Here is an 18002-nt window from a genome sequence, read left to right on the forward strand (position 1 = left end):
TTCGCCCAACGCGACCCGTAGGACAAATAGGTCTGAATGAGTCCCGGAGAACCGCGTGCGCAACTGGATCAAGGCGATTGTGTTCTGTGTCATGCCGATGGCGGCCACAGCGCAGGATACCGGGCTGGAAAGCCTGGACACCTCGGATTCCGGGCGTGATTGGATGGCCGTGGGACGGTTGGATATTGCCGGCAGAGGGTTTTGCACCGGAACGCTGGTGTCGCCAACACTGGTGCTGACCGCAGCGCATTGCCTGTTTGATAAGGTTTCCGGGCAGCGTATCAACCCGTCGGACATTGAGTTTCTGGCCGGTTGGCGTTTGGGGCGCGCTTTGGCCTATCGGACGGCGCGGCAAGCCGTGATCCATCCGGACTATCAATATGGTGCAGACTCGACGACCGACCGGGTGAGCGCCGATGTGGCCTTGATCGAACTGTGGCAACCAATCCGAAACACTGCCGTCATTCCATTTGAATCGGGGGATCAGCCGCGCCGTGGCGCAGAGGTTGGTGTGGTGTCTTATGCGCATGACCGGTCCGAGGCTCCTTCGCTGCAACAGGTCTGCTCGGTCATGAACCGGCAGCAGGGTGTCATGGTCATGTCTTGCGACGTCGATTTTGGCTCGTCCGGCGCACCGGTCTTTTCCTTTGCGGGCGCGCGTCCCCAGATCGTGTCGGTTGTTGCGGCCAAGGCCAGTTTGGACGGCCAGAACGTGGCAATTGGCACTGCTGTTGAACACTCGCTGCAATTGCTGCGCAATGAGTTGTCTGCCGGGCGTGGATTTGGGCTTTCAACGCCGGGATCCGGGTCGGGCAAGAATATCGGTGCAAGGTTTATTCGGCCATGATCAGAGTTTTACTGAGTCTCATTTTAGGTTTGTGCATTCTGGCAACCACGTCCCACGCGCAAGCGAACAAGCGCAAGTTGACGGACCGGGACGACCTTTACGGCTGGGAGGCGATAGGCCGATTGGACATAGGGGACGAGTCATTTTGTACGGGTACGCTGATCGCGCAGGACATGGTTCTGACAGCAGCGCATTGCGCAGTGGACGGGCGCACGGGAAAGGCATTTGCCCCAGAAGACATCACGTTTCGCGCAGGCCTCAGCAACGGCAACGCCCTGGCCGAGAGCCGGATCACGCAGGTCGCTATTCATCCCAGCTATGGCTCTAAACCGCCGCTTTCCCATGATAGCGTTCGGATTGACGTCGCACTGTTGCGCCTCGATAAGCCCATCCCCTACTCTGTCGCAGATCCCTTTGCACTGTACAGCGGGCGTGTTCTGGGAAATGAGGTCAGCATTGCCTCTTATGGCCGCGGACGGTCTGAGGCGATCACACGGGAACGTTCTTGCCGTATCATTGATCGTCAGCAGGGTCTGATTCTGTTTGATTGTGACATCACCTTCGGCTCGTCCGGGTCCGCTATTTTGGCAAAGAACGGCTCGCGTTGGCAAATTCTGTCCGTTGTTTCGGCGGTTGGGACAAACGGCAACCGGAAGGTCGGTTTTGGCATGGAACTTGACGGGATCGTCTCTGAGCTTAAGGCCATCATGCGGCGCGATGCGCCGCAGCCAAAAGCGTCGATCCGCCGGTTGCAGGTGGGGTCCGGCAAGTCCGGGTCTGGTGCGAAATTCATCAGCTCTGGCGGGGGTTGAACTCGGTCAAATCGCTACCCATGTGATGTGTATCGGATCGCCACAACGGGGTCCGGTATCAATCACTGCCCGTCCAGTTGGAGGGCACAAATCGTAATTCGCTCGAGGATGAGGATACGACACATGCGTACATTTGACTTTGCACCGCTGCACCGCGCCACGATTGGGTTTGACCAGATCGCTGACATGATGGATCGCGTTCTGACCAATGATGTGGCTCAGCCTAGCTACCCCCCATACAACATCGAAAAAACCGATGCCGACACCTACCGGATTTCCGTGGCCGTCGCCGGTTTTTCCGAAGCAGACCTGTCTGTTGAAGTGAAAGAAAACTCGCTGGTCGTGGCTGGCAAGAAAGCCGCCGAGGACAAAGACCGCAGCTATCTGCACCGTGGCATCGCCACCCGCGCGTTCGAGCGTCGTTTTGCGCTGGCCGATCACGTGCGTGTCACTGGCGCCAGCCACGAAAATGGCATGCTGAACATCGACCTGAAGCGCGAGGTGCCCGAGGCTCTGAAACCGCGCCGGATCGAGATCTCATCGGCCAAAGCAATTGAAAAAGACGTCGTTGACGCCAAGGCCGTCAACTAACGCGCCTGAAAAGCTTTGCGGCAGTCGCCTCCTCCCAGGCTGTCGCAACACACGCCCCGCGTTCCTCCAGACGCGGGGCGATGTTTTTGGGCGCTCTTCTGAGTGTTTGCTAAGCTGACGGAGCGGTCGTTCACCGTGAGCGCGGCGTGGTTAAGGTTGAACGTCAGTTATGCGTGGCAAATTGGACTTTGGAGCCTACGTAGAGATGCACCATACCCGCGCATTATCTTCCAGTTAACTAAGGCCGCGGTGTCCGGTCCAATGTTACACGTTATCCTGACCGCCACGCACTGATTTTGTGCTCTATCTTTGCGCGTAATACGTGTGACAGAGATCAACCAAAAGAAGTGCTTGACGACAGAGGCCCGTCCAACCAGTTTCCCATTGAACAGCACCCCACGGGGGAAAGCTGGGTCAATCTCCGCCGATCTATTGTGAGGAAATACATATGCTTAAACTGATATTGGCAATTGGGTTTATTGTTATGGGAACAAGTGCACATGCCTATGACTCGGAGGCCGCCGCCGCCGAATACGACAAATCCTATCTTAAGGTTGAGAAGTGCTTTGAAAGTGATTCAATTAATCGGGAAGCATGTGTAATTGTAGGCATTCAAGACTGCGTCAAAGACTTGGAAGAAGTTCTCGAAAGCAAGGGTTTCTTCATTCCCGGAGGAGCCGCAGTGTCTCCTCGCGAGTATTGTAATTTCATCGGTTTGGAGCGCGCGGACGATTATCTGAATGCAGTGTATCAGCGCATACTGAAGCAAGGACCACTGGGTACTCAGGACGTAGAGGAGATAGACGAGGAATGGGTAGCTAATCTGCGTGCAGCTCAGCGCCTCTGGCTTCAGTTCGCGAATAAGATGTGTTCCGAAGACAATATCGTTGGTTGGCACGCCGGAGGCTCGGGCTGGGGGGCAACAATTGCTGAATGCACCACGCGTCTTTCAATCCAGTAGGCCGATAACTTGGATCGCTACTTCACCATCAATTACTAAAAGTGCAGAAATAGCGGCCGCCGAATGCGCCCACAGAATCGGCAGCAGATCTAACAAGCCGCAAAGGGTTAAAATCTAACGTCTGAAGTAAAATGACCCCGCACAATTTTGTGCGGGGTTTCTCAAGTTATGCAAGTAGGTCAATTCCCAGCCGTTACCGACCCGATCGACCAGAACATCGTCTCGCCCGAGGCATCGTCAACACCATCATTGTCAGTCATCACAAACGCCTCGCCCGAGGGCAGGATGGCCAGACCTTCGATCTTGTCCAGAACGTATCCACCCGTCGAGGTCAGGTCGGGCAGCAAGTCACGGACCTCTTGCTTGCTGACCACGGGCAATGCGCCACCCAGCGGGGCTGGGGTCATTTCGGACAGCGGGATGCGGTAGATCTTTTTGGTTACGGCGCGGTGGTCGTGCTGGTTGTCGCGCTCGATGACGTAGACATGATCACCAAAGGCAACGATTTCCGACAGGCCGACCCAGCCTTTTTCCGGGTTCGCCTTGGGGTAATGCACGGCACCCCATTCCTTGGTCTTAAGGTTATAGGCCACCAGTTTCACGTGGTTTTTGGGGTCGTCTTTCCATTCGCGTTGTACAGCCATCCACAGGGTGTCACCAACCTTGGTGATGCCCTCGAAACCAAAGCGTTTTTCAAGGGCCATTAACTCCGGCGGCAGGCCAATCTCGCCCTTGCGGTCCTTGACCAGACCTTCAGCCGAGACGTGATAGATCGCGTGCGGGATGACGCGGTCGGTGCGGCCTTCGGAGGCGACGTAAAAGCCACCCTTGCCGTCCAGCGTGATGCCTTCCAGATCCAGCTTCTGCGCCGGATTACCGTCCTGACGGTGAATGCGGATCACGTCCACGATGCGAGCCGGTTGTTGGCTGGGATCGATCTTGAAGATCGACGGCTGGAAGCCATAAAAGCTGTCATTGACCGCATAGATCATGCCGTCTTCATCCGCGACCAGACCGGAGAGAGCTCCCCATCCAATAAGCTCATCCGCACCAGCGGAGGTCAGGTGCGGATAGTTGGCCGGGGCGTCCTGATACTCAAAGATCGAAACATGCGCGCGCGGGCCGCCATCTTCGATCAGGTCTTTCTCGTTGGCCGAGATCAGAAGGTTGCGGTCGGGAATCGCCACATAACCTTCCGGGCCAACGCCCGAGGGCAGAAGCTGTTTCAGCACCGGGTTGGCCGGATCGGTGGCGTCATAGACACCCACGACCGAGGCGCGCTCGGCCCCGACGAAGATCATCGGTGTGCCGCCGAATGTGGCTGCGGTCACGCTTTCCGGCTCAACGCCTTTGCTGTCTGAACGCTTGTCGGGGTAGTGGCCGATCTGGATGATGGCCTTCTCGAAATCGGTGCCGTTCTCGTAAACAACGGTGCCGTCTTTGTGGAAAACTGTCCAACCACGCGACCCGCCTTCATAGTCACCTTCGTTGGCGGTCGCGAAGTGATTATCGTCGATCCATTTCACCGCGTCCGGTTCACGCAAGCGGCCCTGCTGGCTTTCGGTGAAGATCAGCGCGCCGCGCTCATCAGTGGCGTCGATGCCTTCGAGATCAACCGCGCCTGCAGAGAAATGGCTGACCACGTTGCCGTCCTTGTCGACCACTGCGATGTGGTTATTTTCCTGCAGGGTGATGACGGTTTCGCCGAGGGCGTTGATGTCAACGAACTCGGGTTCCGGGTCGGTCGGCGCGACCTCTGCCAAATCGGTCAGCGAGGCCATCTTCATTCTAGCGCAATCCAGCGCGCCGTCTTTCAGCGGCACGAGTGCAAGCGAACCGGCAGGCAGCTGCGGGATGATGCCGTCATTCAGGTCTTCGTCGCGTTCGTTTTCAATGGCGACGGCGACAAAGCTGCCATCGGGGGCGATGGCGACGCTGTCGGGCTGACCGCCCAGATCACAGGCGCCGGTTTCGGCCTTACCCGCGATGTCGACCGAGACCAGTTTGCCGGACGGGGCGGTATAGCTTTCCGACGTGTTCACGCCCACAAAAGCCGTCGCGCCAACGATACCCACGGAAGTCGGCTCGCCGCCCACCTCCATCGCACCCAACGGGGCCGGGCTTGCAGGGTTGCTTATATCGATCATGCCGATCACGCCCAGCGGGCTGTCGGTGTAGACCAGCGTCATGCCGTCAGCGGTGGCCGCGATGATCTCGGGCGAGGTCTCACGGGTTGTATCCGCTCCCTCGGCCATGTTCTTGACGACCGGGAAGGACGCAATTCGGTTGAAGTTCATCTCTGCCACGGCCTGACCAGCGGTCAGGGCAAGGGCAGATGTCAGGCAGGCATAGCGCAATGACATCGGTAAGTTTCCCCTCTCAGTTGGATATGAGGGGGATGAACCCGGGTCATTGCAGGGATGTGACGGTTTATTTGCAGTTTTATGACAAACCGAACGGCCCCGGCACCTTGCACCGGGGCACTATAGGGTCAAACAGACAGGCAGACGTATTTCATTTCCAGATAGTCTTCCATGCCGTGATGGCTGCCTTCGCGGCCCAGACCGGATTGCTTGACGCCACCAAACGGGCCCAGCTCGGTCGAGATGATGCCGGTGTTCACACCGACGATGCCGTATTCCAGCGCCTCGGCCACTTTGTAGACGCGGCTCAGGTCTTTGGCATAGAAATACGAGGCCAGACCAAAGATCGTATCATTCGCCATGGCGATGACATCGTCCTCATCCTCAAACTTGAACAGCGGGGCCAGCGGACCAAAGGTTTCGTCCTGAGCCACCATCATGTCCTGGGTCACGCCCGTCACGATGGTCGGCTGGAAGAAGGTACCGCCCAGATCGTGGGGCAAGCCGCCGGTCAGAACAGCACCGCCCTTGTCGGTTACGTCCTTGATATGCTCTTCAACCTTGGCAACGGCTTCAGCGTTGATCAGCGGGCCGGTAGTCGTTCCGTCTGTCAGACCGTCACCAACTTTCAGCGCCTCAACAGCGGCTTTCAGCTTGGCGGCAAAGGCATCGTAGACACCGGCCTGCACGTAGATACGGTTTGCGCAGACGCAAGTCTGGCCGTTGTTGCGGAATTTGCACATCATCGCGCCTTCTACCGCTGCATCCAGATCGGCGTCGTCAAACACGATGAAGGGCGCGTTGCCGCCCAGTTCCATCGAGCATTTCATCACCTGATCGGCGGCCTGTTTCAGCAGGATGCGCCCAACCTCGGTCGAACCGGTAAAGGTCAGCTTGCGCACACCGGGGTTCTCGCAGAATTCCTTGCCGATTTCGCTGGCGCGTGACGATGGTACGACGTTGAACACACCAGCCGGAATGCCGGCCTTTTCCGCCAATACAGCCAGAACCAGCGCGGACAAGGGTGTTTCCTTCGCTGGGCGTGCCACAAAGGCGCAACCCGCAGCAAGGGCTGGCCCGGCCTTGCGGGTGATCATCGCGTTGGGGAAGTTCCATGGTGTGATCGACGCAGCAACACCGATGGGCTGTTTCAAAACCATGATCCGCTTGTCACGCTGGTGACCCGGGATCATCTCGCCATAGACACGTTTGGCTTCTTCACCAAAGAACTCGATGAAGGAGGCGCCGTATCCGATTTCACCAATCGCCTCGGCAAGGGGTTTGCCTTGCTCGGCCGTCAGAATCTTGCCCAGATCCTCAGCGTTTTCCATCATCAGATCGAACCAGCGGCGCAGGATCACTGCGCGTTCCTTGCCGGTCAGCTTGGCCCACTCTTTTTGTGCGGCCTCAGCCTGTGCAATCGCGCCTGCCACCTGAGCACGGCTGACATCGGTCACCTCGGCCACCACGTCGCCGCGGGCGGGGTTGGTCACTTCAAAAGTACCATTGTCCCCATCCACCCACTGGCCGCCGATATAGGCCTTGGTCGCCAAAAGGTCGGGGTTTTTCAAAAGAGATTTCAGATCGGTTGTCGCGTCCAGCATGGGTCAGCCTCCGGCAGGAATTTTGTTCAACGCACCCAATCAGGTGGGGTCTGGATTGTCTATGTCCACAATGGTGGTCGGATCAATCCAGATTTGACCCATTGCCACCGAAGCAGCTTGGCAATTCGCGCCTATCTTTTTCAGGCTGAGTTTGCCAAGGTTCAGGGGATTTTTGACTCGCAGGGGATGTAAATAGACGTAACATTCCCTATCTTATTGGGTAATAGAAGAAAAAAGGGATAGAACCGATGTCGAACCAGCAATTTGAGGCGCTGATCAAAGAAACGCAAACCAAGGTGCGCGAAAGTCAGTCGCAGATCGAAGGGCTGACATCGCGCATCGAAGCAGCGCGGGCCAAAATCGGCACCGCCGAGGCCGATATCGACATCGAAAACGCCACACTTGAGGATGTGCACGCCCATACCGAGGTGATGAACGCCAATATCGCCGAGCTGATCATGGGTCTGGACGACGTGACCAACGCCTTTTCCAAGGATTTCGATGAGATGCGCTCGAAAACCGGGTGGGAGTCGTTTGTCGGCATCTTCTCGAAAGGCAAATCCGAGTCGATGCGGCAGGAACGGATGCGCACTGCCAATATCGACGACAAGCTGCAGGACCTGATCGCCAAATCCGACGTGATCGTGAAATTGCTGCAAGGGCAATTGTCGGTGCTGGAAGAACAGCGTGTGAAGGTTGAGGATAACCTGACCGTGACATTGGACGATCGCGAGGCAACGGTGGCCGAGCTTGAAGCTTTGCGTACTGAAATTCAAGGAATGGATCCGACGATCATCACGCTGGAGAACAAGATCAGCGTCGAACAGGATGCCGCCGCGCGGACCCAGTTAGAGACTGAATTGGCCGAGCTGAACAAGCAATACAACGCCAAGGTTCAGGAAGAGCAGGTCAAGCTGGCCAAGTCGCAGACGCTGGAGCGCTATATCGAGAAAGGCAAGACCTGGGTCGATTCATTGCAGAACCAGGCGGCGACACAGATGGTGCTGATCAACAAGCTGCAGACAGACACGCAGCAGCGCGTGGTGCTGTATGACGCCCTGACCAAATCGCTGAAAACCGCACAGCAGCAGGACGTGGCCCACCGCATCAACGAGATCGGCGTGCAGACCGACCAAGAGGCGCAAACCGCCATGGCCGCCATCGGCACCGCGACCAACCAGAAAATGGCCGACATGCTTGAAGCGCATGAGGACCACATGGTCTTTGCCCGCGACGTGCTGGAGAAAAAGGCCAAGGCGGACGAACGCTTTGCCCGCCGGTTTGCCTCGATTGTCGAGAAGCACGATAAGAACTTGTATGGCGGATGAAGTGGTTTAGCCGAAAAGACGTACGGCTTCTCAGGATTGGCCTCTTTCTCGTAGTTTGGCCGATCCCGATTTATGGCCTTACAGCTCTTTTGCATAAATTGGGTGCTGAAGGCGGAACTTATAAGCTGCTCGGTTTTCTCACTCTATATGGCGGACCGGTTAGCATAATCTTCGGGCTTATCATCTTCGCGTTGTACCTGATCTCAGACGTTTTTCTCCTGCCATGGCGGCTCAATCAATGCCGTGGAACTGATTGTAGTGAATCCAAAAATGACTAACCCCACCCAAGACCATGTTGGCCTGACCGACACCTTCGCCTCGCGCCGCTATTTCCGCAAATTCGAGGTGATCACCGTCCACCTTCTGCGCGTGGCCGCGACGATGGAGGCCGAGGGCGCGATCAGCAAGCAAGAGGTGCGGATCATCTCGCGTTATCTCTCGGGACTGCTCTACACGTTCCGGGCGCTCAGCATGAAATACCTGCTGGTCGGGCGCGATACGGGGCGGTTCTTTGGCAGTCTCGCCATGGACAAGCGCGACAGCGGGTTTCCGGTGGCGGCCGAATTGCTGACAATGGCCAATGACGCGCAGCAGGCGCAGGTGCATCTGGCGAATATGCCCTCGGAAGACGACCTGAAAACCGACATGGTGCGGACGATTATTGGCGACCGAGAGATCCCCACCAAGCTGCAATTCGCGCTGTCTCAAAGGCTCTATTACGAGGAATTGCTGAAAGGTCACCTGTTCTGGGCCCGCAACGATCCCGAATGTCACTGGATCGGGAATGAGGGCGAACGGCGTACATTCCTGATCCACTGGGCGGTCTATGACAGCCAGATCAACCTGCCGGTGATCTATCTGATGCAGTTGGAGGACAGCGGCAAAACCGCCCTGCCCAAAGATCAACGCCGCTGGCCCGAGGTGCAGGCGCATCTGATGGCGCAGTCCTTGGGCGGGCTGAAACTGGTGACAATCGCCAAAGGCTTCGATCAGGATTTCGACGACCTGCACCCCAAACACCTGCGCCGTATCCATGTTGGGCCGATGTATTCCTCGGCCTATACCGAGCAATCCGGCCCGCTGCGGCAGGTGTTGGAGGACGCACAGGCCCCCGAAGGTCAAGATTGGGCGTTGGCCTGGACCACCGAGGAACTGGAAAGCGAACAGGTGATCGAGGAACGCGCCGGGTGGTTTTCCACCGTTGAACGCGAGATCTTTGCGCTGGACCCCTTTGGCGGTCAGGGGGCTGAGATCGGGGCGACGCGCACGCAGCGATCAATCATCCTGCCCCAACGCCCGTTTCAGGTTCTGGCCGAGCGCAACCCACCGGGGTTTGCCGATGTGAACAAGTTCGTTGTCAGCAAGGCGGGGCAGGTTTTGCGCTATTAGTTTCGCTTTCGGCGAGAGTATTTTTGAAAAGATGAAGCAAGAGCGGTTCAAGAGATGAGTTTGATGTCAGATCAGATGGAATTACGCGAGGACGACATTCGCAAGCACTATCAAGCAGCGACCGCTTTGCTGAACGGGTTTGAACACGCGCCGAGGATTGGCAAGGCGGTGGAAGCGGTTGTTGAGCGTTCTCCGGGGGTTTCTACGGGGCGGCGATTTCGATCCACGACACCGGGTCTGGTCACGCGGCGCACTGAGCGCGCGGATGGGGTGCATCTGGTTGAACGGATCGAGGCGTCGGACGATGGGGATACGCTGGTGTCTCCGCCTCAGGCTACGACACAGCAAGCCATTCGCCGCGCCATTGCCATCGCTTTGGCTGTGGCCGAGGCTTATGCGGACCAGACGCCATTGGCCGATCTGAAACGGGCCAATCTGGCCGGGGACTTGCCAGCCGCGCGCAAGACTGAATTCTCGGAACTGCTGACGGCTGAGGCTTTGATCACCTTGCACACGTTCGGCAATGCGCTGGCTTACTTGATGTCCTCGCATCTGGGCGAGACCACCGTCGATATTGGCGAGATCGAAGAGGTTTTAACCGACAATGGCCAACTCGCCCTGCATGGTGCGTTGTGGGAGCTGGACCAGCAACTCGCCAAACACGCCCCTGACGAAGCCCACCTGATCGCCGCCACAAGTGCCTATGCCGAGCAGTTGATGGAAAAAGTCGCCCTGCGTGCCCAGTCTGCTGGCCATTTGGGCCCGTTCCAGAGCGCCGCCTGGCATATCGAGGCCGATGACCTGACAATTAGGGGTTTTGAGCCGGCCTCGAAGGCCAAATCCACCACCCTGACCATGACGTTCAAGAAACCGAACGAGGTGGTCGGCAACCATATCGCCAAATATCAGGCGATGAAGCTGGCCAAGATGCTGATGGCCTATGATTTCGACCGTCGCCTGAACCCGTTTGCGGAGCTTGGCGGGTTCATCTTTACCTTCATGGGCGACGGCAAACCGGGCACCGGAAAGACCACGCTGATCCAGATGATGGCCGGGCTGATCCACGATTATTGCCAGAACGCGGGCTATCCGTTCCGCTATCAGAACCTGAGCACTGACAATATCGACAGTTATCAGGGCAAATCCGGCCAGAACGCCAAGGCGTTTATCAACACGATCATCGACCCCTCGGTCATCGGTTTCGGCACCATCGACGATATCGACCAACTGGCGGGCAAACGCGGCGACCGGCAGTCCAGCGCGGGCCAACTGGAAATCACCGCTGTTCTGATGGAGAGCTTTGCGGGGACCAACACCGTCGTGCGCGGCAATTGCACCTTTGGTATGTTTTCGAACTACCCCGAGAATGTGGACGACGCCCTGCGCCAGCGGGCGGGCGCGCGGTTCCTGGTGGACGGGCCGCAAACGCGCGAGGATTACATCGACATCCTGCACTTGCTGATGGGCCGCAACCACGAAATCCCGCTGGGCGAGCACGAAGCCTATGCCGCGCAGGAGATCAAGAAAGCCGTCGCCGCTAGTTTCGAAAGCCATTCCCGCCCGCATGAGGACGCATTGTTACAGGTCTATGACCGGGTATCCGGCGAGATCGGCCAGATGGACACCATCGCAAAGCTGGGCACCTACCTCAAGGCGATCCAAGCCGCGGATGAGCGTTTTACCGGCCGCGCGATCAAGAACATCACCGACGCGGTCAAGGTCCGCGCAATGGATTTCGAACTGCCCGACGAGTGGATGGAGAACCCCGACCTGTTCCTGTTCCGCGACTACGACACCAAGAAGGCGATGATCGAGGACCTGCGCCAGCCGATCACCGTTGAGATGGTGATCCAAGAGATCAACCGCTACGCCGACAGCGAGTTCCGCTATGCCGACAAGAGCGACGAGGTCGCAATCGAGAACGCCGTCCGCGAGATGGGCCGGATGGAAGAGGCCAAGCGGCGGTATCTGGAGGGGAAGGGGTGACCGGTGGCCTGTTCCTGATCTTCGCATCGCTCATTCTAGCGAGCATCTTTTTCGGCGTATCCGTCGCGCGCCATCGACCTGCGCCGCGGAAGAGCGTGGCGATGCTGGGGCTCATCATCTTCGCGCTCACCTATATCTGGAGTTCACTGTTCGAGATCTGGATGAACGGGGCGTCTCTGGCGCGCCCAAATTCCCTGCTGCATGCCTTCGGACCCAGTGAAATGCCATCACATTTTCTTGGCCGTGCATTGTTCTGGTTTGTTCCGGCAATGATTTTGGCTGGCGGAGCGTATGCAACAACGCTTCGTCGGAAAAAGGAAGCAAACACATGACTTTGATCGCTGCAATTACCGGCCTCGCCCTTGTTTTGGGCCTGATCCTGCCATTGCGATGGGGCGTTTTCGGGTTTCTTGGGGCGGCAGCCCTGTTGTTTCTGTGCCAATTCGCTGTGAATGCAGGTAGCGGGTTTGAAGGCACCTCGTGGGAAGAGTCTCTGATCCTGTTTGAGAGCAGCGTGGTCTCTTACATCGGGTTCAACTTGCAGATCACGGCGCGGGCGTTTGCGCTGCCTTTGTTAGTTTTAGCGGCTATTTTTGTGCGTCGTTCGACAGCAAGGTTATTATAGTTTGTGTCAACTAACCCAGCGGGAAAGGATTGGGTCATTTGGAATCTAAGGGACTGAAACGGGTAATTTTTGTTTTGGCGATTCCGTTGTTGGGCGCTTGGCTTATTACCTTTGCCGAGTTCGGGGAGGTATGGCCGTTTTCTACCAATCCAACTGCGGAAGGGAGTGAAACGCCGTGGCGTTTATTCAGAAAGACTTTTTTGGGGTTGGCTATTGTCGCCTTCACCATTGTGAGTCTACCGGAAGTATTAGGTTGGGATACCCGCCAGAGGCGACTGAACTCTTACTCAAATAGCGGCACGAAAGATGGCTGAATTTCAGAATAGAGGTATTGAACTTGGAGAGCGCATTCAACATGCGCATGCGTTCCCATGATCCGCCTCATCGAAAAAGGCCTGATGTTCGGCAACCTCGTCCACATCTCCAGCCCGGCCTTAGTCGAGCGGTATAACCGCGCGCTGCAGCATCTGGCGGGCAAGGCCACGGCGTTAACGGATTTCCATGTCGATATATCGGGCTATTCGCCGGAGGTGGGGATTGAGCTGGAGGACGAGCTTTACCTCAATCCCAACGGGGTCAACCGGCAGTTTATCCTGCTGACGACCGAGCAGAAACGCGCGCCGCTGCTGAACGTCAAATTCTCGACCTCGCGCGATATTCTGCGGGAATTCATCGAGATAAACGAGGCGCAGCTGTTTGCCCTGACCGCCACCGATGCGGTGGCCGGAGAACTGGTGAACTCGGTCTTCAAACTCACCACGCCGCGCGATCTGCTGAATCTGCGCAAGATCGAGATTGAGGCTGACACAGCTGGCGGTACCTTGCGCAAGGCACAGCAACTGGCGGGTATGGTCGAACGGTTCAAGACCGAAGAGGATGCGTGGTTCGACGATGTGCTGATCGCCAAGATGATCGAAACGGCCAAGGAAACCGGCGACGTCACCCGCAATCCGGTACGTCTGCGTCACACGGATTTTGAGCAGCGCAATTTCTGGACCGCGCATTTTGGCGGGCTCTATCTGTTTCCCGACCTGGATCACCCGGCGGCCATCTGCATGGGCGAAAAGCCGGACGATCTGCCAATCAAATACACATTCGACCCGTCACAGCGGAACCAGATTGCCAAGTTTCTGGATTACAACGATCTGGTCGAACCGATTGTCAAAGCGCGCGGCGTGGATGCCGCCGCGATTCTGCAACAGAAGATGGATTTCCTGACCGTCGATGCGGCTGCGGATGCTGATGTCGACCTGACCGGGTTGGATCGCAGTGACATGCGTCGGCTGGCGCGCAATCACTTGGATCGATTGCCCGAAGCCTATCACGGGCTCGCTCAATTGCTGCGTTGGGCGAGCGATGGGGGGTCATGGCCGCGCATCACCTCGGACCATCCGGCCTATTTCTATACCTTGCGCGCGGCGGATACGCCGAACCGCGATCTGGTGAACATGCTGCTGTCCGAGCTGGCTCCGCTGGACCCGCGCCAGATGTTCATCTGCCATAAAGAGCTGTTCTACCGAACATATTCGGGCTGGCCCGAGCGCAAGAAAGCCTATGTTGCCGACTTCCTTGCACGTGAGTATCAGGTGGACAAACAAGGGGCCCGCGCTGCGTTGTTTGGGCATGAGCCGGACATGAGCGGCAATGACCGGGTGAGCGATGACATAATCGCCCGGGTCGGTCCGTGGGGTTCGGTGAGGAAAGGCTGATATGATCGGATTGTTGCGCCTGTTGCTGATCTTGCTGGTGATTCAGACGATTGCCTATGTTGCGCTGTCTTTCTATTCGCGCGGCATTCGGCGGCGTAAGCTTGAGGACTGGTGGGATGAAAAAGGCAAAACGGGCAACAAAGAAGCCTTTGTCGAACGCGGATTGCATGTGTATGACAATTCGTTCCGGCGTAAACTGATCCTGGGTGTCTATATTGTGCCGTGGGTGGCGATTAGCGCGCTGATCTACATTGTGAATTACATGTGAGGAATTAGGCATGGCCTATGTGAAATGGGCGTTCATTATCATCTTCTGGGGCACGATTGCGGCGGTCCTGCAGTACTCGTTGCCGCAGCATGACATTGTGCGCATCGTCAATACCTATGAAGAACGGCAGGATCTGAACGACTGGACCCGGATTTTCTGGTCTGAACCTCAGGACCAGTCCGCAAGCCTGGCCAATCGGGACGTGCAGTTCATTCAGGCTGTGCGCGACAGCGGTAAGCCCATCGTTTATCGAAACGAGGATACCGGCTGGGGCTGGCCCCCCTATTTCAAGTTCGACACAGCCAACCTGTATACCGAAGCCAATGATGCCAAATCGACCAAAGAGAACCCGAAATGGGTGGTTGTTACTCATTACGGCTGGCGTAACGAGTTTCTTTCGATCTTTCCAAACGCCATCTTCATCAACCATGTGGATGGGCCGGATGCGCGGATTATCCCTTGGTTCAATATCATCTTTCTGACGATTTTCGCCGCTGTGGTCTGGGCGATATGGGTGCGCTGGCGCAGGTTCCGGCAAGCCCGGATCGACCCTATGATCGAAAATGTGGAAGACGGGCTTTATGCGGCGGGTGACGCTATTGAAGAACGGCGCACCAGGTTTCGGCGCTGGCTGGACAGCTGGAAGTCAAAATAGAGTGCAAGGGGCGTGCAATCAGCACGCCCTTATTGCGTGAACGGCCCGTCACCTGACGATGAACTCTGCGTGTAACGCGCCCGCTGCCTTTATGGTTTTCAAAATGTCGATCATGTCCTGAGGCGACACGCCTAGTGCATTCAAACCTGCAACCACTTCGGACATGGTTGTGGCCTCGGGGATTTCGGCAAGACCGGTGCCTTCTTCCTCTTTGATGCCAGCGATGGTGCGGGGTACGACCACTGTTTCACCCCTGGCAAACGGGTTGGGCTGCACGGCAATTGGTGCCCCTTGCACTGTTAACGTCAGATTGCCCTGAGAGACAGCGACGCGCGAAATGCGGACCTCTTGTCCCATTACAATCGTGCCGGAACGCTGATCGAAGACGACACGTGCCTTTGATTCTGGTTCAACCAGTATGTTTTCGATACGCCCGATGGCGTGAGCCGTTGACACCGCCTGTGTTGCAGCGACGTTAAGCTCGACCGTGCCGGAATCCCGCATGATGGCCACGGCCCTGTTGAACTCGGTATTGATTGCGGATTCGATCCGCGCGGCAGTGGTGAAATCGGGTTCTCTCAGCGCAAAGCGCATTTGGGTCAGGGTCGAACATTGTTTCGATCGAGCGAAAACCCTTGCCATGCCAGCGGTAGTTAATCTGGAAACAGCCCACATCAAAGCTGCGCGCGCCTGCCTTGAAAATCTTGAACACATAGGTTTTGGCCTCGCTTTCAGAGGTGAACCAATACCCTTTACCTTCAACATTGATGGTCCACGGCCAGGGCAGGAACTGCCCGTCTACAGTACGACCTGTTTCAACACGTGAAATCGCGCGCAGAACGTCCAGCGGTACCCCTTCGGACAACGCCGCACGCCGTGCAGCCTGATCACACAGATCCCCGGTGTGCGCATTGGGCATGGCAAAGCCTGCTTGGGCTGCCGCCACAAGCATGAGCATGAAAAAGAACGGGATCTTTTGAATTGGCATTCTGCCGGTCCGGGATTCTGATCTGTCCCGGCCAAGCTAGCCAATGATCGGTTTACAGAGAGTAATCGGGGCTTCAATTTCGATCTATCCTGCGCCCGAAGACAACGCTGGTATTGGTGCGCAGGACGCCGGGGATCTTGGCCAGGTCGTCGACCAGAATGTCCAGATCTTCCAACCGGGGTGCCTCAGCCGAAAGCATCAGATCAAATTCACCATTGATGGACAGGCACAATTTAACCTCAGGATAAGCTTCAAGCCGCTTGATGATACGGGTCGTCTCTTTCTGTTGCACCTCAAGCATAACGATGACCTGCACTTTGGGAGTGTCTTCCGTTGACCCAAGGCGCACGGAATACCCCGTGATCACGCCGCGTTGCTCCATCCGGTTGATCCGTTCATGAACCGTCGTACGGGCCACACCCAGCGTAGCCGCAATCTGCGTGGTCGAGGCCCGGGCATTGGCTTGCAGGGCGGCGATAATGCGGCGGTCTAGCTGGTCCATTGGGGCTCCGGCTGATGGGTGCGGTTTCGGTGTAGGGCAGATCGGGGCAGCTGCTCAAGATCTGTGCGGCACGTTCGGATGAAGGTCGTCGATGATAATTGGGTGTGCGTGCGGGCCTGATCCGGTCAGATGCGGGTGATCGGCCGGCAGATCAGGGTGATCGTGTTCAATCACTTCCTGATCAAGGCGCGGCCATAAACTGAACGCGCCAACCACACCGGCCACTGACAGCGTTGCCATACTGCTGAGCGCCACTGTTGGTCCGAATGCAGTCATCAGCCACCCTGCAAGCGGGTAAAGCACCAGCCAACAGCCATGCGACAGGGTAAACTGAGCTGCAAAAACAGCGGGGCGGTCTTCGGGATGAGCTGACCGGGTCAGCAAGCGACCCGAGGGTGTCAGAGTGGTGGAATATCCAAAACCGGTAAACGCCCACAACAAGGTCAGCAGGCCAAGTGACAAGGGAACAGTTGCTGCCAGAATCGCGGCCACAGCCATGGACCCTGTGGCAAAAACGGCCCCCGAGATCATAACCCGACGATCCTCGATCCGATCCAGAAGGCGGGGCAGGGTAAAGGCGGCCAACATCGAACCACCTCCGAATCCGGCCAGCGCAATGGCCACTGCGCTTTCTGACAGTCCCAGATTGGCGCGCACGATGACCACGGTATTGACGATCACCATCGAGCTCAGCGCAGCCGCGCTCCAGCTGAGTGCGAGCAACCCGCGCAACCGGGGTGTTTTCAAATAGATTCGAATACCGCGTGTGGTGCGGTCATAGATTCCGCGGGGTTTGGTGGGTTTGGGCGACGGAAGGACGACCGAGACCACTAGCAATGCCGAAGCGACAAAGCCCAATGCCGTCCCCCAGAACAAGCTGTTGAAGCTGACCAGCAGCAGCAGGGCTGCAGCAAACATCGGGCTCAGCAGGCTTTCCATATCGTAAGCCAGGCGCGACAGGGACAGGGCCCGTGTATATTCCGCTTCATCCGGCAACACATCAGGAATCGTTGCCTGAAAGGCAGGTGTGAACCCTGCCGAAGCCGATTGCAGCACAAAGATCAACACGTAGATCTGCCAGATTTCCGTCACGAAAGGCAGGCACAGTGCAACGGCCGCGCGGATCAGGTCCAAAACGACCAGCATCTTGCGGCGATCCAAACGTTCGGCGAAGGCGGCCGCCAGCGGTGCAACGGTGACATAGGCAATCATCTTGATCGTCAGCGCAGTGCCCAGAACCAGGCCCGCAGCATCCCCCGCCAGATCGAATGCCAGCAGGCCCAGGGCAACAGTCGCCAATCCGGTGCCTGTCAAGGCGACGATCTGAGCGGCGAACAGGTGGCGGTAGGTGCGGTTCTTCAGAATGCTCAGCAT

The 18002-nt window shown here is 57.2% G+C and carries 17 protein-coding genes and 1 pseudogene; 13 read left to right on the top strand and 5 right to left on the bottom strand.

Going from position 1 to position 18002, the window contains the following annotated elements:
• Nucleotides 1-55: 55 nt before the first annotated feature.
• The 4 genes from GS636_RS18745 (at nucleotide 56) to GS636_RS18760 (ending at nucleotide 3211) form a co-directional block, all read left to right on the top strand.
• Nucleotides 56-847, top strand: a complete 792-nt coding sequence (locus GS636_RS18745; RefSeq protein WP_371808747.1) for a serine protease — start codon at nucleotides 56-58, stop codon at nucleotides 845-847.
• Entirely contained in the window at nucleotides 844-1659 is an 816-nt protein-coding gene (locus GS636_RS18750; protein ID WP_171671571.1) for a serine protease, read from the top strand. Before GS636_RS18745 ends, GS636_RS18750 begins: the two co-directional genes overlap by 4 nt.
• 123 nt (nucleotides 1660-1782) lie before the next feature.
• Nucleotides 1783-2250, top strand: coding sequence for an Hsp20 family protein (locus GS636_RS18755; RefSeq protein WP_171096579.1), 468 nt, complete (start codon nucleotides 1783-1785; stop codon nucleotides 2248-2250).
• A gap of 448 nt (nucleotides 2251-2698) precedes the next feature.
• On the top strand, nucleotides 2699-3211 hold the full coding sequence (locus GS636_RS18760) for a lysozyme inhibitor LprI family protein (RefSeq protein ID WP_171671574.1): 513 nt from the start codon (nucleotides 2699-2701) through the stop codon (nucleotides 3209-3211).
• A 179-nt stretch (nucleotides 3212-3390) separates the two neighbouring features.
• Here GS636_RS18760 and GS636_RS18765 read toward each other — a convergent pair whose 3' ends face one another.
• The gene (locus GS636_RS18765; RefSeq protein ID WP_171671576.1) at nucleotides 3391-5574 is read right to left on the bottom strand and encodes an esterase-like activity of phytase family protein; all 2184 of its coding nucleotides are present in this window, start codon (nucleotides 5572-5574) and stop codon (nucleotides 3391-3393) included.
• A 128-nt stretch (nucleotides 5575-5702) separates the two neighbouring features.
• Nucleotides 5703-7178 (bottom strand): NAD-dependent succinate-semialdehyde dehydrogenase, encoded by a 1476-nt coding sequence (locus GS636_RS18770; RefSeq protein ID WP_171188152.1) that lies wholly within the window; start codon nucleotides 7176-7178, stop codon nucleotides 5703-5705.
• Between the two features lie 248 nt (nucleotides 7179-7426).
• Between GS636_RS18770 and GS636_RS18775 the strand changes: the two genes are divergently transcribed.
• From GS636_RS18775 to GS636_RS18815, 9 genes are all read left to right on the top strand, one after another.
• The gene (locus tag GS636_RS18775) at nucleotides 7427-8506 is read left to right on the top strand and encodes a hypothetical protein (RefSeq protein ID WP_171096570.1); all 1080 of its coding nucleotides are present in this window, start codon (nucleotides 7427-7429) and stop codon (nucleotides 8504-8506) included.
• A 270-nt stretch (nucleotides 8507-8776) separates the two neighbouring features.
• Nucleotides 8777-9895 carry a hypothetical protein gene (locus GS636_RS18780; protein WP_171671578.1) on the top strand — a complete coding sequence of 373 codons (1119 nt, stop codon included), beginning with the start codon at nucleotides 8777-8779 and terminating at the stop codon, nucleotides 9893-9895.
• 54 nt (nucleotides 9896-9949) lie between these two features.
• Nucleotides 9950-11881, top strand: a complete 1932-nt coding sequence (locus GS636_RS18785; RefSeq protein WP_171671581.1) for an ATP-binding protein — start codon at nucleotides 9950-9952, stop codon at nucleotides 11879-11881.
• The gene (locus GS636_RS18790) at nucleotides 11878-12213 is read left to right on the top strand and encodes a hypothetical protein (RefSeq protein ID WP_171671584.1); all 336 of its coding nucleotides are present in this window, start codon (nucleotides 11878-11880) and stop codon (nucleotides 12211-12213) included. The genes GS636_RS18785 and GS636_RS18790 overlap by 4 nt, the downstream gene beginning before the upstream one ends.
• Nucleotides 12210-12506 (top strand): hypothetical protein, encoded by a 297-nt coding sequence (locus tag GS636_RS18795; RefSeq protein WP_171671586.1) that lies wholly within the window; start codon nucleotides 12210-12212, stop codon nucleotides 12504-12506. The genes GS636_RS18790 and GS636_RS18795 overlap by 4 nt, the downstream gene beginning before the upstream one ends.
• A 38-nt stretch (nucleotides 12507-12544) precedes the next feature.
• The gene (locus tag GS636_RS18800) at nucleotides 12545-12820 is read left to right on the top strand and encodes a hypothetical protein (protein WP_171671589.1); all 276 of its coding nucleotides are present in this window, start codon (nucleotides 12545-12547) and stop codon (nucleotides 12818-12820) included.
• 57 nt (nucleotides 12821-12877) lie between these two features.
• Nucleotides 12878-14215 carry a DUF6638 family protein gene (locus GS636_RS18805; protein WP_171671591.1) on the top strand — a complete coding sequence of 446 codons (1338 nt, stop codon included), beginning with the start codon at nucleotides 12878-12880 and terminating at the stop codon, nucleotides 14213-14215.
• Nucleotide 14216: 1 nt separating this feature from the next.
• On the top strand, nucleotides 14217-14483 hold the full coding sequence (locus GS636_RS18810) for a hypothetical protein (protein ID WP_171096559.1): 267 nt from the start codon (nucleotides 14217-14219) through the stop codon (nucleotides 14481-14483).
• Between the two features lie 10 nt (nucleotides 14484-14493).
• Entirely contained in the window at nucleotides 14494-15138 is a 645-nt protein-coding gene (locus GS636_RS18815) for a DUF1523 family protein (RefSeq protein WP_171096557.1), read from the top strand.
• Nucleotides 15139-15186: 48 nt separating this feature from the next.
• On the opposite strand, the pseudogene GS636_RS18820 reads toward GS636_RS18815, so the two are convergent.
• From GS636_RS18820 to GS636_RS18835, 3 genes and pseudogenes are all read right to left on the bottom strand, one after another.
• Nucleotides 15187-15747: pseudogene (locus tag GS636_RS18820) on the bottom strand (flagellar basal body P-ring protein FlgI); the annotation flags it as partial.
• 452 nt (nucleotides 15748-16199) lie between these two features.
• Entirely contained in the window at nucleotides 16200-16628 is a 429-nt protein-coding gene (locus tag GS636_RS18830; protein ID WP_171096551.1) for an Lrp/AsnC family transcriptional regulator, read from the bottom strand.
• A 54-nt stretch (nucleotides 16629-16682) separates the two neighbouring features.
• Nucleotides 16683-18002, bottom strand: coding sequence for an MFS transporter (locus tag GS636_RS18835; protein WP_171671594.1), 1320 nt, complete (start codon nucleotides 18000-18002; stop codon nucleotides 16683-16685).

The organism is Ruegeria sp. HKCCD4884 (assembly GCF_013110855.1).
Lineage (GTDB): Bacteria > Pseudomonadota > Alphaproteobacteria > Rhodobacterales > Rhodobacteraceae > Ruegeria.

What these genes read in the sequence shown, in the direction of transcription:
- GS636_RS18750 (WP_171671571.1), top strand. Translation starts at nt 844, where the DNA reads ATGATCAGAGTTTTACTGAGTCTCATTTTAGGTTTGTGCATTCTGGCA.
- GS636_RS18755 (WP_171096579.1), top strand. Translation starts at nt 1,783, where the DNA reads ATGCGTACATTTGACTTTGCACCGCTGCACCGCGCCACGATTGGGTTT.
- GS636_RS18760 (WP_171671574.1), top strand. Translation starts at nt 2,699, where the DNA reads ATGCTTAAACTGATATTGGCAATTGGGTTTATTGTTATGGGAACAAGT.
- GS636_RS18765 (WP_171671576.1), bottom strand. Translation starts at nt 5,574, where the DNA reads ATGTCATTGCGCTATGCCTGCCTGACATCTGCCCTTGCCCTGACCGCT.
- GS636_RS18770 (WP_171188152.1), bottom strand. Translation starts at nt 7,178, where the DNA reads ATGCTGGACGCGACAACCGATCTGAAATCTCTTTTGAAAAACCCCGAC.
- GS636_RS18775 (WP_171096570.1), top strand. Translation starts at nt 7,427, where the DNA reads ATGTCGAACCAGCAATTTGAGGCGCTGATCAAAGAAACGCAAACCAAG.
- GS636_RS18780 (WP_171671578.1), top strand. Translation starts at nt 8,777, where the DNA reads ATGACTAACCCCACCCAAGACCATGTTGGCCTGACCGACACCTTCGCC.
- GS636_RS18785 (WP_171671581.1), top strand. Translation starts at nt 9,950, where the DNA reads ATGAGTTTGATGTCAGATCAGATGGAATTACGCGAGGACGACATTCGC.
- GS636_RS18795 (WP_171671586.1), top strand. Translation starts at nt 12,210, where the DNA reads ATGACTTTGATCGCTGCAATTACCGGCCTCGCCCTTGTTTTGGGCCTG.
- GS636_RS18805 (WP_171671591.1), top strand. Translation starts at nt 12,878, where the DNA reads ATGATCCGCCTCATCGAAAAAGGCCTGATGTTCGGCAACCTCGTCCAC.
- GS636_RS18810 (WP_171096559.1), top strand. Translation starts at nt 14,217, where the DNA reads ATGATCGGATTGTTGCGCCTGTTGCTGATCTTGCTGGTGATTCAGACG.
- GS636_RS18815 (WP_171096557.1), top strand. Translation starts at nt 14,494, where the DNA reads ATGGCCTATGTGAAATGGGCGTTCATTATCATCTTCTGGGGCACGATT.
- GS636_RS18830 (WP_171096551.1), bottom strand. Translation starts at nt 16,628, where the DNA reads ATGGACCAGCTAGACCGCCGCATTATCGCCGCCCTGCAAGCCAATGCC.
- GS636_RS18835 (WP_171671594.1), bottom strand. Translation starts at nt 18,002, where the DNA reads ATGCTGAGCATTCTGAAGAACCGCACCTACCGCCACCTGTTCGCCGCT.